13 protein-coding genes are annotated in these 12431 nt (G+C 65.5%); 5 read left to right on the forward strand and 8 right to left on the reverse strand.

Annotation, left to right across the window (positions count from 1 at the left end; all coding sequences use genetic code 11):
- Window positions 1-9: 9 nt before the first annotated feature.
- The 4 genes from arsJ to GO499_RS14770 all read left to right on the forward strand — a co-directional run bounded on the left by arsJ (window position 10) and on the right by GO499_RS14770 (window position 5565).
- Window positions 10-1251: an organoarsenical effux MFS transporter ArsJ gene (gene arsJ / locus GO499_RS14755; RefSeq protein WP_161862896.1), complete on the forward strand. Its 1242-nt coding sequence runs from the start codon at window positions 10-12 to the stop codon at window positions 1249-1251.
- Between the two features lie 90 nt (window positions 1252-1341).
- The gene (locus GO499_RS14760; RefSeq protein ID WP_284154759.1) at window positions 1342-3993 is read left to right on the forward strand and encodes a heavy metal translocating P-type ATPase; all 2652 of its coding nucleotides are present in this window, start codon (window positions 1342-1344) and stop codon (window positions 3991-3993) included.
- Window positions 3990-4379: a Cu(I)-responsive transcriptional regulator gene (gene cueR, locus GO499_RS14765; protein ID WP_161862897.1), complete on the forward strand. Its 390-nt coding sequence runs from the start codon at window positions 3990-3992 to the stop codon at window positions 4377-4379. Before GO499_RS14760 ends, cueR begins: the two co-directional genes overlap by 4 nt.
- 121 nt (window positions 4380-4500) lie before the next feature.
- Window positions 4501-5565 (forward strand): fatty acid desaturase, encoded by a 1065-nt coding sequence (locus tag GO499_RS14770; protein WP_431309869.1) that lies wholly within the window; start codon window positions 4501-4503, stop codon window positions 5563-5565.
- 78 nt (window positions 5566-5643) lie between these two features.
- On the opposite strand, the gene GO499_RS14775 is transcribed toward GO499_RS14770, so the two are convergent.
- The 6 genes from GO499_RS14775 to GO499_RS14800 all read right to left on the reverse strand — a co-directional run bounded on the left by GO499_RS14775 (window position 5644) and on the right by GO499_RS14800 (window position 10104).
- Window positions 5644-6276 (reverse strand): LysE family translocator, encoded by a 633-nt coding sequence (locus GO499_RS14775; RefSeq protein ID WP_161862898.1) that lies wholly within the window; start codon window positions 6274-6276, stop codon window positions 5644-5646.
- Between the two features lie 60 nt (window positions 6277-6336).
- Entirely contained in the window at window positions 6337-6783 is a 447-nt protein-coding gene (locus GO499_RS14780) for a YaiI/YqxD family protein (RefSeq protein ID WP_161862899.1), read from the reverse strand.
- Window positions 6780-7736 (reverse strand): AEC family transporter, encoded by a 957-nt coding sequence (locus GO499_RS14785; RefSeq protein ID WP_161862900.1) that lies wholly within the window; start codon window positions 7734-7736, stop codon window positions 6780-6782. Before GO499_RS14785 ends, GO499_RS14780 begins: the two co-directional genes overlap by 4 nt.
- Entirely contained in the window at window positions 7737-8204 is a 468-nt protein-coding gene (locus GO499_RS14790) for a GNAT family N-acetyltransferase (RefSeq protein ID WP_161862901.1), read from the reverse strand.
- A gap of 1 nt (window position 8205) precedes the next feature.
- Window positions 8206-8904, reverse strand: coding sequence for an NYN domain-containing protein (locus GO499_RS14795; protein ID WP_161862902.1), 699 nt, complete (start codon window positions 8902-8904; stop codon window positions 8206-8208).
- Window positions 8905-8991: 87 nt separating this feature from the next.
- Complete coding sequence (locus tag GO499_RS14800; protein WP_161862903.1) at window positions 8992-10104, reverse strand: S-(hydroxymethyl)glutathione dehydrogenase/class III alcohol dehydrogenase; 1113 nt, start codon at window positions 10102-10104, stop codon at window positions 8992-8994.
- Between the two features lie 251 nt (window positions 10105-10355).
- Between GO499_RS14800 and GO499_RS14805 the strand changes: the two genes are divergently transcribed.
- Window positions 10356-10877: an EF-hand domain-containing protein gene (locus GO499_RS14805; protein ID WP_161862904.1), complete on the forward strand. Its 522-nt coding sequence runs from the start codon at window positions 10356-10358 to the stop codon at window positions 10875-10877.
- Window positions 10878-11051: 174 nt separating this feature from the next.
- Here GO499_RS14805 and arfB read toward each other — a convergent pair whose 3' ends face one another.
- A complete protein-coding gene (gene arfB / locus GO499_RS14810; RefSeq protein ID WP_161862905.1) occupies window positions 11052-11471 on the reverse strand; it encodes an alternative ribosome rescue aminoacyl-tRNA hydrolase ArfB in 420 nt (139 codons plus the stop codon).
- 297 nt (window positions 11472-11768) lie between these two features.
- Complete coding sequence (locus tag GO499_RS14815; protein ID WP_161862906.1) at window positions 11769-12392, reverse strand: queuosine precursor transporter; 624 nt, start codon at window positions 12390-12392, stop codon at window positions 11769-11771.
- Window positions 12393-12431 lie beyond the last annotated feature (39 nt).

Below are 12431 nucleotides of genomic sequence, written 5' to 3' on the forward strand. Positions count from 1 at the left end.
GAGGAAAGAATGCCAACCAGCGCCGCCGTGCCTTCCGGCCTTCCCGCATACATCGCCGTCACCGCCGCCTATTGGGCCTTCATGCTCACGGACGGCGCGCTGCGCATGCTCATCCTGCTGCACTTCCACACGCTCGGCTTCTCGGCCCTGCAACTCGCGTGGCTCTTTCTGCTCTACGAGCTGATGGGCGTCGTCACCAATCTTTCCGCCGGCTGGCTCGCCGCCCGCTTCGGCCTCGCCTCCACGCTCTATGCCGGGCTGTCGATCCAGATCGCCGCCCTTTTGGCCCTCACCATCCTGTCTCCGGACTGGGCGATCGCCACCTCCGTCATCTACGTCATGCTCGTGCAGGGGCTCTCCGGCATCGCCAAGGACCTTTCCAAGATGTCGGCCAAGAGCGCAGTGAAGCTGCTCGCCCCCGCCGCCGACGGCGCGCTATTCACGTGGGTCGCTCGCCTCACCGGCTCCAAAAACGCAGTCAAGGGCATCGGCTTCCTGCTCGGTGCCAGTCTCCTGGCAGTCGCAGGTTTCCGCCCCACCCTGCTGATCATGGCGGCTGTGCTCGCCGCCATCCTCTTAGCCCTCGCGTTACGCATGCCCCCCGGCCTGCCGCAGACCCGCTCCAAGGCGAAGTTCCGCGAGGTGTTCTCGAAAGACGCCGCCATCAACCGCCTCTCCGCCGCCCGGCTGTTTCTCTTCGGCGCGCGCGATGTCTGGTTCGTTGTCGGCATCCCCATCTACTTCTACGGCGTTCTCTCCGATGGCTCGGAGGCCGGAAACCGCGCCGCCTTCTTCCTCATCGGCAGCTTCATGGCACTCTGGATCATCGGTTACGGCGCGATACAGGCTGCCGCTCCGCGCCTGATCGGCCATGCACCGCTGGCGCAGACGGCCCGCTCCGCCGCCCGCTGGGCGCTGATCCTCGCGGCCATCCCCGCCGCCCTCGCCCTCGCGGCCCTCACCGGTCCGAGCACCCCGCTCACGATCATCCTCGTGCTCGGCTTGCTGGCCTTCGGCGCCGTCTTCGCGATCAATTCGGCACTCCACAGCTACCTCATCCTCGCGCTTTCGAAATCCGAGCGCGTGACGATGGACGTGGGCTTCTACTACATGTCCAACGCTGCAGGGCGGCTCGTCGGAACCCTGCTCTCCGGCCTCAGCTATCAGTTCGGTGGCCTGCCCCTCTGCCTTGCCACGGCGGCGCTGATGGTCGCGCTCAGTTGGGCCTGCGCCCGACGACTCTCCCCGTAGTACCTCGCCGCCGACCTTCGCATCGCGCAGACGAGGCACGCCGCAGCCCGACCGCCCCGAACAATCTTCCGACCTCCCCTTGACCTTCCAGTGACTGGAACCTCTATCTACAGCGGGAACGGAAGGACCATCCCGATGCCAGACACCACGCTCACGCTACCCATCGAGGGCATGCATTGCGCTTCCTGCGTCAGCCGCGTCGAGGCGGCACTAACAGCCACCCCCGGCGTAACCTCGGCCTCGGTCAACCTTGCCACCTCCGAGGCCCGGATCAAGGGTCCGCAGCTTTCGCTGCCCCGCATCGCAAAGGCTCTCGCGCAGGCCGGCTACCCCGCCGCCACCGAAACCCGCACGCTCGCCATCGACAACATGCATTGCGGCTCTTGCACGTCCCGCGTCGAGGATGCCCTGCGCGCCGTCCCCGGCGTGCTGAGCGCCGAGGCCAACCTCGCCAGCGAAAGCGCGAAGGTCACGGCACTTCCCGGCGCCCTGCCCGCCATCGCCGACGCGCTCGCAGCCGCAGGCTACCCGCTCGCCAGCGAACCCTTGCGCCTTTCCATCCAGAATATGACCTGCGCCTCCTGCGTTGCTCGGGTCGAGAAGGCCATCGCCGCCGTGCCCGGCGTCACCGCCGCAAGCGTCAACCTCGCCACGGAATCGGCCGAGGTGCACGCAGCCCCCGGCACCCGCCCCGCCATCGAGGCCGCCCTCGCCGCCGCGGGCTACCCCGCCCGCAGCGAGGCCCCGGCACCCGACCGCAAGGCACGCGAGGCCGACGCACTGCGCCGCAACCTCATCCTCGCGGCCCTGCTCACCCTGCCGGTCTTCGTGCTGGAAATGGGCAGCCACGCCTTCCCCGCCTTCCACATGTGGATCGCCGAAACCATCGGCCACACCGCCAGCCGCCTGATCCAGTTCGCGCTCACCACCGCCGTGCTGGCCATCCCCGGCCGGCTGTTCTTCACCCGCGGCCTGCCCGCGCTCGCCCGCCGCGCGCCCGACATGAACGCGCTCGTCGCCCTCGGCGCGGGTGCCGCCTGGGCGTTCTCCACCGTCGTCACCTTCGCGCCCGCGCTGGTGCCGCAGGCCAGCCGCAACGTCTATTTCGAGGCCGCCGCCGTCATCGTCACCCTGATCCTCGCGGGCCGCTGGCTGGAGGCGCGCGCCAAGGGCCGCACCGGTGCCGCCATCGAACGCCTCGCCGGTCTCGCCCCGAAAACCGCCCGCGTGATCCGGGGTGGCGAAACCATCGAGCTGCCCATCGCCCAGATCACCACCGGCGACCTCATCGAGGTGCGCCCGGGCGAGCGCATCGCCACCGACGGCCAAGTAACCAAAGGGTCCTCCTTCGTCGACGAATCCATGCTCACAGGCGAGCCCGCGCCGGTTCAGAAGGGCACCGGCGAAACCGTCACCGGCGGCACGGTCAACGGCACCGGCGCCTTCACCTTCCGCGCCACCGCCACCGGCGAGGGCACCCGCCTTGCTCAAATCATGAAACTGGTGGAAGAGGCGCAATCCGCCCGCCTGCCGATCCAGTCGCTCGTCAACCGCATCACCGCCTGGTTCGTGCCCGCCGTCATCGCCGCGGCCCTCCTCACCACCGGCCTCTGGCTCGCCTTCGGCCCGTCGCTCGCCCACGCGCTCACCGCCGGTGTCGCCGTGCTCATCATCGCCTGCCCCTGCGCGATGGGCCTCGCCACACCCACCTCCATCATGGTCGGCACCGGCCGCGCCGCCGATCTGGGCGTGCTGTTCCGCAAGGGCGACGCGCTGCAATCGCTGGCCGGCATCCGCACCATAGCGCTCGACAAAACGGGCACCCTCACCGAAGGCCGCCCCACCCTCACCCACCTCACGGAAACCGTACCCGGCGCGCTGCGCCTCATCGCCGCCGCCGAGGCCGCCTCCGAACACCCCATCGCCCGCGCACTCGTGCAAGCCGTACAAGGCGACATCCCGCAGGCCGAAAGCTTCGAGAGCCTCACCGGCCTCGGCATCCGCGCCCGCGTCGAGGGCCGCGACATCCTCGTCGGCGCCGCCCGCCTGATGGCGCGCGAAGGCATAGACACCGCCCCCCTCTCGGATGAGGCCGCCAACCTCGCCGCCAGGGGCCAGACACCCCTCTACGCGGCGATAGACGGCAACCTCGCCGCCCTGATCTCCGTCTCCGACCCGCTGAAGAAAACCACCGCCGCCGCGATTCGCGCCCTGCACGCATCAAGCCTGCGCGTCGCCATGATCACCGGCGACGCCCGCGCCACGGCCGAAGCCATAGGCGCCGAGATCGGCATCGACGAGATCACCGCCGAGGTGATGCCCGAGGGCAAGACCCAAGCGCTGAAAGCCCTCCCCGGCCCCACCGCCTTCGTCGGCGACGGCATCAACGACGCACCGGCGCTCGCCGCCGCCGATATCGGCATCGCCATCGGCACCGGTACAGACGTGGCAATGGAAGCCGCCGACGTGGTGCTGATGTCGGGCGACCTCACGGGCGTCGCCACCGCGATCGACCTTTCCCGCGCCACCCTCGCCAACATTCGCCAGAACCTCTTCTGGGCCTTTGCCTACAACGTCACCCTGATTCCAGTTGCAGCGCTCGGCCTGCTCTCCCCCGCCCTCGCCGCCGGCGCGATGGCGCTCTCCAGCGTGTTCGTCGTCACCAATGCCTTGCGCTTGCGCCGCGCGGGCCCCAAACCCCAATCTGCGTCAGCCACCGAAGTGAAGGAAGCCACCGCATGAACATCTCCGAAGCGGCCCGCCGCACTGGCCTGCCGGCCAAGACAATCCGTTACTATGAGGATATCGGCCTCGTTACGGCCCCGCGCGATCCCAACGGCTACCGCGCCTTCACTGAAACCGAAACCAACAAACTGGGCTTCCTCGCCCGCGCCCGCGCGCTGGGTTTCACCATCGAGGACTGTCGCGATCTTCTCGCCCTGTGGGAGGATAAGTCCCGCGCCAGCGCCGACGTGAAGGCCATCGCAGAGGAGCACCTGCACGAGATCGAGGAGAAGATCGAATCCCTTCAGGACATGCATGCCACCCTCTCGCAGCTTGTCCACGCCTGCGCCGGAGACAGCCGCCCGGACTGCCCGATCCTGAAAGAATTCGCGAAAGAGGGCTGACGCGGGGCCATTAACCCTCTACAGGTGCCAAAGTCCTGCCGTAAATACGCGGCAGATTACCACCTGTTTACGATGGTAGGGTATCCGGTCCGGGTCGCTGCCCCTCAAGGACCGGAGCTAAATGCACTTCGCAAAAATCTGTCCCGAAGAAGAAGCCGCACCTGCCATGTCGGAAGCGGAGAAGGCCCGCGCCTGGGTCCGCGTTCTCGCCACCTACCGTGATCCGAGTACGGCCCGCAGCCTGTTCGAACTGGCCGCGACCGCCATTCCGTTCTTCGCTCTCTGGGCCATCGCATGGGGCCTTCTCACCATACATCCGCTGCTGGCTCTGCCGCCGGCCTTGCTGAATGGCTTCTTCCTTGTCCGCCTGTTCACGATCCAGCACGATTGCGGCCACGGCGCCTTCTTCAACTCGCGTTTCGTCAACGACTGGCTGGGGCGCGGTCTCGGCGTCCTGACCCTCACTCCCTATGACGTCTGGAAGCGCAGCCACGCAATCCACCACGCCGGCTCGGGCAATCTGGATCAGCGCGGGATCGGCGACGTCAATACCCTGACAGTCGCCGAATACCGTGCACTGTCTCCCTTTGGCCGCCTCCGCTACCGGGCCTATCGACATCCTCTGGTGCTCTTCGGCGTAGGTCCCGCATGGCTGTTCCTGTGGGAAAATCGTCTTTCCTACGGCCCGCCGGGCGCCTGCCGAAAGACCAAGCGCAATCTCCATCTCACCAACTTCGGCATCGCCGCGATGCTGATAGGCCTCTTCGTCCTCGGTGGCTGGAAACTGCTTGTACTCGTCTTCCTGCCGACAGCCCTGCTCGCCGCAACCCTCGGCGTCTGGCTGTTCTACGTCCAGCACCAGTTTGAGGAAACCCACTGGGAAGGTGATCCCGACTGGCAGTTGCACGAGGCCGCACTCCACGGATCCTCGCACTACGTGATGCCGTCAGTCCTGCAATGGCTGACAGCCAATATCGGCATTCATCACGTCCACCACCTCTACAGCCGAATCCCTTTCTACCGTTTACCGGAAGTGCTGCGCGATCACGCCGAACTGGCCGATGCCCAGCGCCTGACAATCCGCGAGAGTTTTGCATGCGCCCGCTTCCACCTCTGGGATCAGCAGCAGCGCCGCCTGATGAGCTTCCGCGAAGCCCGCCGCCTCTACGGCCCCATCCCCGCCTGACCGCCGGGGCGGAACTGGAAACTCCGCGTTGTGACGGGCAACGTGTCAGGCCTTGTTGCCGCTCACCAGCGGCAGGCCTCATCGCTGGCCGTCAAATGCCAGCCGCGCTGCCAACCCGGCGAACACCGCTCCCAGCAGCCAGTCGCCGGTACGGCGATACTTCGATCTCCCGGCGAAATACGCCCCGGCCCGGCTGGCGATCAGGATCACGCCACCATTCACCACCAGCGCGATCACGTTCAGTATCAGCGCCAGCACCAGAATCTGCAAACCAACGCTTCCCGCCTCCGGCACCACGAATTGCGGAAACAGCGCCAGGTAGAACAATGCCACTTTCGGATTCAGGATGTTGGAAAGGAACCCTTGCCGAAACATCACCCATACCGAAAGTGGCCGTGCCGGCCCCGGCTGCATCGCCAGCCGCCTGTGCCGGGTAAAGCACTGCCACGCCAGAAACAGCAGATAGGCAGCCCCGGCCAACCGCACCGCGTCATAGGCCAGCGGTACCACCGCGAACAGTTGCGAAAGCCCAAGTGCCATCATCAGCGCATGCCCGAATGATCCGGCAGACACGCCCAGATACGTCAGCAATCCCGCCAATCGACCCTGTGCCGCGCTCCGCGCCGCCACCAGCATCATGTCCGGCCCCGGCGTCGCCGCCAGCGCCAGCGCCGCGACACTGAAAACCATCAAAACCGGCATTTCGAACATGGCAGCCTCCCGAAACCTCTCCCGAACCGTCTGCCCGCATTCAGTGGCAAAGACAATCCGTCAGCGTGCGGCCTTGCGCAAGAGCGTCTCCAGACGGTCCAGAAAACGGGACCTGTCGGCTTTCGAAAATGCCCGCCCCTTGCCGGTCATGAACGGGTCCGAAGATCTCAGATCTGCCATCAGGTCCCGCGTCGCCAGCCGCCCCCCGATGTTGGCTTCCGTGAAAACCTCACCGTCGTGCCCCAGCACTTCCGCCCCGGCCGCCACGCATTTCGCCGCCAACGGCAGGTCCGCTGTAATCACCACATCGCCCCGCCCCGCGCGCTCGGCGATCCACATGTCGGCCACATCCGGCCCTTCCGGCACCACAATCACCTGCACAAGTGGCGATGGCACCGGGCGCAATCCACCATTGCAAACGAGGAACACCTCGGCCCGGTGTCGCTCCGCCACCCTGATCACCTCTGCCTTCACCGGGCAGGCATCCGCATCCACATACACGCTCACATCCCGCCTCCACTGCCCATCGGCGGCCACCCCGGCCCCGCCACCAGCGCGATCACGGCGCTCAGCGACGCCACCGCCAGCACTGTCGAGACAAGGATGGCCGAGGACGCCCGCGCCGGCGCCACCCCGTAATGCTGCGCTATGATGTACACGTTTCCCGCCACCGGCATCGCCGCAGCCGCCACCATCACCCCAGCCGGGAACGCCGCCACGCCGAACACACCCAGCGCCAACACCGCCACCGCCAGCGGGTGCAGCACGAGCTTGGCGAAGCTCAGCCACAGCGCCACGCTCACCCGCTCCGCCGATTTCTCGGCCAGCGACGCCCCGATCGTGAACAGCGCACAGGGCGTCGCCGCCGCCCCCAGCAACGTCAGGAACTCGCCCGCCGGCACCGGCAACTCCACGCCCACGGCCCCCCAGGTCAGCCCGGCCGCCATGCTCATCACCATCGGGTTACGCACCAGCCCGCGGCCCACCACCGCCAGTGCCGACCCGTCGCCACCCCGCGCCATCGAAATCGCGATCACCACCAGCGAACCGAACAGCAGCAGATCGACAGACAACACCATCAGCATCGGCCCCGCCGCCTGCGGTCCGAGCAGGATCACCAGCATCGGCAGACCGAGAAACCCGACATTGCCGACCACTCCGCACTGCGCCTCGATTGCCGCCTGGGCCCGTCCCGTCCCGCGCATCAACGCCACCGCCGTCACCAGAACGTAGACAGCGCCGGTGCCCAGCACATAGGCCGCCACGAAACCCGGTTCGAAAATCTCGGTCAGCGGGATCGACGAGGCGAACTGGAACAGCATCGCCGACAACGCGAAATAAAACACGAACCGCGTCAGCGCCACCACCGCATCGGCGGACATCCACCGCCATCGCCCGGCCAGATAGCCCAGCCCGATCAGCAGGAAGAACGGCACCGTCTTGAGGAAGATCGCCAGCATTCAGACGAGGCTCTTGTACAGCACCAGCGCGTCCACGTATCCGCGCTCCGGGTGGTGAAATGCCCCTGGCAGCCGACCGACCTCCGCGAACCCTGCACGGAACCAGATGTCCAGCGCCCGCGCGTTGGTCTCGACGACGAAATTGAATTGCATCGCCCGATAACCGCGCCTTTCCGCCTCCGCCAATGCATGCTCCAGCATCGCCCGCGCCACACCCTTGCCCGGCACGCCTGTCACGAACCCGCAATTGCACACATGCGCCCCGCCGCCTGCCTGATTGGGGCAGATGTAATAGGTACCCGCATCGCCCGCGACGAAGGCCGAATGATTGCCCCCCGCCCAGAACTCCAACGCCGCTTCTCGGGAAATCTCGGGGTCGATGCAATAGGTATCACCGGCGCGAAACACCGGTCGCAGCATCTCCCACACCGCGTCGGCATCTTGCTCCACATAAGGCCGGATTTCCATTTTAGCCCTTCTTCTGCAACCTGAGGTTCCGGCCGGAGCCGGAAACCTCGAATCCTTTCAACGCCCGCACCAGTTCCGACAGCTTGCGGTAGCCATAGGTACGAGGATCGAAATCGGGATACCGTTTGGCCAGCTGCTGGCCGACAGCGCCCAGTCCGGCACCGCTCTCGTCCTCCTCCACGTCAGCCAGCGCGTTGCCGACGAGCTGTGCGGCCCGCGACAGCGTTTCGCGCTTGTCCGCCGGCGCATCGTCTCCACCCGCGCCGAGGTTTTCCACATAGATGAATCGCTTGCACGCCATGCGGAAGGCCTCGGGCGTCTTCTTTTCGCCGAAACCGAACACGTCCTTGCCCTGCTCGCGGATCCGCTGTGCCAGCCGGGTGAAATCACTGTCGGAGGATACCAGCACGAATGCATCGAACCGCCCGGTATGCAGCAGGTCCATCGCGTCGATCACCAGCGCGATGTCACTGGCGTTCTTGCCCACCGTGTTGGCCGGCTGATGATGCGGCACCAGCCCCAGCTGCGCCTGCTGCTCGGACCAGCGCCGCATCCGGTCCTCGGTGAAGTCGCCGTAGGTCCGGCGCACGCTTGCCTCACCCAGCGTCGCGATCTCCTCGAAGATCGGCCCGGCGAACTTCGCCGGCACGTTGTCGCAGTCGATCAGCACCGCCAGAAGCGGTGCACGGTCGTCACTCATGTCTCGCTCCTTCGTCTTTCCTCAAATATCCAATCGCATTCTGGGCAGCAAAACGGCCCGGCCGGAGGCTCCGGCCGGGCCGCCCGGTCAATACTCCACGACGGCGCGGATTGATTTGCCTTCGTGCATGAGGTCGAAGCCGTGGTTGATTTCCTCGAGTTTGAGGTTGTGGGTGATCATCGGGTCGATCTCGATCTTGCCGTCCATGTACCAGTCCACGATCTTGGGCACATCCGTCCGGCCGCGCGCGCCGCCGAAGGCCGTGCCGCGCCACGAGCGCCCCGTCACCAGCTGGAACGGCCGGGTGGAAATCTCCGCACCCGCCGGCGCCACGCCGATGATGATGCTCTCGCCCCAGCCCTTGTGCGCCGCCTCCAGTGCCGTGCGCATCACGCCCACGTTGCCGGTCGCGTCGAACGTGTAGTCCGCCCCGCCCTTGGTGAGGTTCACCAGATACGCCACGAGGTCGCCGTCGACCTCCTTGGGGTTCACGAAATCGGTCATCCCGAACCGCGTCGCCATCTCCACCTTGCCGGCGTTGAGGTCGACGCCGACGATCTGGTCCGCGCCCGCCAGCCGCAGCCCCTGGATCACGTTCAGCCCGATGCCACCCAGCCCGAACACGATCGCGCGGGAGCCGATCTCCACCTTCGCGGTGTTGATCACCGCGCCGATGCCGGTGGTGACGCCACAGCCGATGTAGCAGATCTTGTCGAACGGCGCGTCCTCGCGCACCTTCGCCAGCGCGATCTCGGGCACAACCGTGTGGTTGGCGAAGGTCGAGCAGCCCATGTAGTGGAAGATCGGGTCGCCATCGAGCGTCGTGAACCGGCTGGTGCCGTCGGGCATCAGGCCCTGCCCCTGGGTGGCCCGGACCTTCTGGCAGAGGTTGGTTTTCGGGTTGAGGCAGTACTCGCACTCGCGGCATTCCGGCGTGTAGAGCGGGATCACATGGTCGCCGGGCTTCAGCGAGGTGACACCCTCGCCCACCTCGACCACGACGCCCGCGCCCTCGTGGCCCAGGATCGCCGGGAAGATGCCCTCGGGGTCCGCACCCGAACGGGTGAACTCGTCGGTGTGGCACAGGCCCGTCGCCTTCACCTCCACAAGAACCTCGCCCGCACGCGGGCCCTCAAGGTTCACCTCAACGATTTCCAATGGCTTGTCTGCCTCAAAGGCAACAGCAGCGCGCGTGCGCATCGGCATCTCTCCTCTTTGTTCGCGATCCGGACCATGCCGATTCCGGTTTGATCACCGATGACCGCAGCGCGCATGGCCCGGCAGGTCATCGACAATCGGCATCGTTCCGCACCGCTGTGAATTTCGGCGGACCCTTGCAGTCAATCACGATTTGTTCAAGTCACCAGCCGGCCGGGGTCTCCATTTTTGCGACGGAAGTCTCGGCACCTTACGTTCAAAAGCCAGAAACACCAAAAACAGGAGAATGTTTCATGGCGACCAGAGCAACAACCCTCGCCCTCATCCTTACCACCGTGTCCCTCGCGGCACCGGCAATGGCCCAGCAGGGTCAGCCGCAGGGCGGAGAGCGTCTCTACAAGGCCCATGCAGAGCGCAGCGCCGATCACAAGCGCGGCGGCAAGTTCAGCCACCGCGCCGCTGGCAGGATGATGCAGCTGTTCGAACAATACGACGCCAATGACGATGGCAGCCTGACCCAGGAAGAACTGACCGAGGGCCGCAACGCCCAGCTTGGCTCCTTCGATGCCGACAGCTCCGGCGGACTGACACTGGAAGAGTACCAGAACCTCTGGCTCGATGCGATGCGGGAGCGCATGGTCGATCAGTTTCAGTCTCATGACGATGACGGCGACGGCATCGTCACCGCCGAGGAATTCGGAGAGCGTTTCGAAGGTCTTGTTGCCCGCCTCGACCGCAACGGAGACGGCGCGCTCAACCGCGAAGACATGCGTCGCGGCCCGATGCGGGGCGGCGCCGAAGAGCCGGCGGAATAACCCCGACGCCGGTTTGAATGCCGGATGCACAACCCTCCGTGCATCCGGCATTTCGTCGCCGGGTAAGTGAAACGGCTACCTCTCAGGTAATCAATTCACTTACCTGCGTCACATGGGCGGGATATCCCGGTTTCAGCCATACCGAAACCATACCAAACCCATACCGAAACCATATCAGTCCGGGTCCACCGGCCCGCGCAGTTTCTTTACCACGCCACGGGTTTTCTTGGCGTCCAGCCGCCGTCGCTTGGAGGCCAGCGTCGGTCGCGTCTTCACCCTCGGCTTCGGCCGCTCCAGCGCCTTCCTGATCAATAAAACTAGGCGTTCAACCGCCTCTTCCCGATTGCGTGCCTGGCTCCGGTGCGCCTCTGCCCGCAGCACCAGCGCCCCCTCTTTCGTCCAGCGCGACCCGGCCAGCCGCCTGAGCCGCGCTTTCACCGCCGGCGACAGGTTCGGCGACCGCTCCGCCTCGAACCGCAACTCCACCGCCGTCGAAACCTTGTTGACATTCTGCCCGCCCGGGCCCGAGGATCTTACAAAATTTTCCGTTATTTCCCAATCCTCTAGCGACACTGTATCGCTGATCCGGATCATTGCCGCACCCTTTCATCTCTCCATTGGCATTCCCGCCACCGACACCACTGTCGCGGCACCGTCCGCAAAAGAAAAGGCCGCACAACCGCGCGGCCTTTCCCGATTTCCTTGAGTTTTCGGAGGGAGGATGTCGAGCCGGTCACCCGTAAGCGCTGGCGTCCTCTCAGCCGGGGCTGCCCGTCAGAGCATCACCTCGCGCTTGAACCCACATTCCTTCTCCAAAATCCCATGAGACATTGGATCACCTCCTTTCGCTGTTTCAACCTGCCTCCAAGCCTGCCACAGCCCGGACAAAAGTCAAACGCTTTCGGGCCGAAGCCTGCCCAGCACTAGCCGGAACGGCACAAGTGCCAAAAGAGCAAGCACAAGCTTCACAAAGAAATCGGCGACCGCCAGAGACACCCAGAGCGGCGCAAGTGGCCCCATGCCGAGCACTGGCACCGCCTCGTTCGCCCAGGCCACATCGACGCCCGGTGCGATGAAGGAAAGACTTGCCGAGAAGGCGATGGCGAAAAACAGCCCGGTGTCCAGTGCACCACCAACAAAGGAGGACACCAGCGGCGCCTGCCACCATGTCTGGCTCCGCAACCGCGAAAAAATTGCTACATCAACCAGTTGCGCCACCAGGAAAGCGAATCCCGAACCGATTGCCACACGCAAGGACACCAGCGGCCCGAACTCGCCCACGATCTGGCTTCCGATCAGCGAGCAGACGACCCCCACAGCAAATCCGGCCAGCACAACCTTGCGCGCAGCGGCCTGCCCATAGAGCCGGTTCATCAGGTCGGTGACCAGAAAGGCGAACGGATAGGTGAAGGCACCCCATGTCAGCCAGTCACCAAAAAGGTACTGCACCAGGATGTTGGAGGTAACGACGACGGCTGCCATTGCGGCCACGCCGATCAGAAGATGTCTTTGCATTGGACGTTTTCCGTTTTGAGAAGGTTGCGGAGACTTCGG

This window comes from Algicella marina (genome assembly GCF_009931615.1).
GTDB lineage: Bacteria > Pseudomonadota > Alphaproteobacteria > Rhodobacterales > Rhodobacteraceae > Algicella > Algicella marina.

What these genes read in the sequence shown, in the direction of transcription:
- arsJ (WP_161862896.1), top strand. Translation starts at nt 10, where the DNA reads ATGCCAACCAGCGCCGCCGTGCCTTCCGGCCTTCCCGCATACATCGCC.
- cueR (WP_161862897.1), top strand. Translation starts at nt 3,990, where the DNA reads ATGAACATCTCCGAAGCGGCCCGCCGCACTGGCCTGCCGGCCAAGACA.
- GO499_RS14770 (WP_431309869.1), top strand. Translation starts at nt 4,501, where the DNA reads ATGCACTTCGCAAAAATCTGTCCCGAAGAAGAAGCCGCACCTGCCATG.
- GO499_RS14775 (WP_161862898.1), bottom strand. Translation starts at nt 6,276, where the DNA reads ATGTTCGAAATGCCGGTTTTGATGGTTTTCAGTGTCGCGGCGCTGGCG.
- GO499_RS14785 (WP_161862900.1), bottom strand. Translation starts at nt 7,736, where the DNA reads ATGCTGGCGATCTTCCTCAAGACGGTGCCGTTCTTCCTGCTGATCGGG.
- GO499_RS14790 (WP_161862901.1), bottom strand. Translation starts at nt 8,204, where the DNA reads ATGGAAATCCGGCCTTATGTGGAGCAAGATGCCGACGCGGTGTGGGAG.
- GO499_RS14795 (WP_161862902.1), bottom strand. Translation starts at nt 8,904, where the DNA reads ATGAGTGACGACCGTGCACCGCTTCTGGCGGTGCTGATCGACTGCGAC.
- GO499_RS14800 (WP_161862903.1), bottom strand. Translation starts at nt 10,104, where the DNA reads ATGCGCACGCGCGCTGCTGTTGCCTTTGAGGCAGACAAGCCATTGGAA.
- GO499_RS14805 (WP_161862904.1), top strand. Translation starts at nt 10,356, where the DNA reads ATGGCGACCAGAGCAACAACCCTCGCCCTCATCCTTACCACCGTGTCC.
- arfB (WP_161862905.1), bottom strand. Translation starts at nt 11,471, where the DNA reads ATGATCCGGATCAGCGATACAGTGTCGCTAGAGGATTGGGAAATAACG.
- GO499_RS14815 (WP_161862906.1), bottom strand. Translation starts at nt 12,392, where the DNA reads ATGCAAAGACATCTTCTGATCGGCGTGGCCGCAATGGCAGCCGTCGTC.